Annotated in this window: 1 pseudogene; it reads left to right on the top strand. The window is 40.8% G+C overall.

The window, feature by feature from the left end:
• Positions 1-463: pseudogene (locus KH893_RS12065) on the top strand (phosphoribosyltransferase); the annotation flags it as partial.

Below are 463 nucleotides of genomic sequence, written 5' to 3' on the forward strand. Positions count from 1 at the left end.
ATGAAGGGACCGTTTTTGATCAGGCTTTTTCCAAATTAGATGATGCTACGGCTAAAAAAGTTACTACTCTTTCGGTCTATGCAACTGAAAAAGGTGGCGATCGAGTTGACCTGCACTTGGAGACTCTTGAGGAACCAAAGTTGTATGAATGGAATATTCTGCATAAAAAAGCCGCTCTGGCTGATGCTGCAATGCGATTTGAGGGAATTATCGCGACTAATGCTTTAACTGGTGCTTGGATTCCGGTAACTCTGCCAAGCTATCCAGTCAAAATAATTTATTCAGGTCTACGTGAAAGGCATCGGGAACAGCTCGAATCTTTTTTGCAGCAACATGGCGTTCAATTTGAACAGCTGAAAATGGAAGTCGTTTCTTCAAGACAGCTAAAACAAATCGTTGCCGAGGAGAAAATTGCTCTTGTTTATGAAAACGATATGTTTATTACTCGTGATTTGGTTGATAC

The organism is Liquorilactobacillus sicerae, from assembly GCF_029916425.1.
Classification (GTDB): domain Bacteria; phylum Bacillota; class Bacilli; order Lactobacillales; family Lactobacillaceae; genus Liquorilactobacillus; species Liquorilactobacillus sicerae.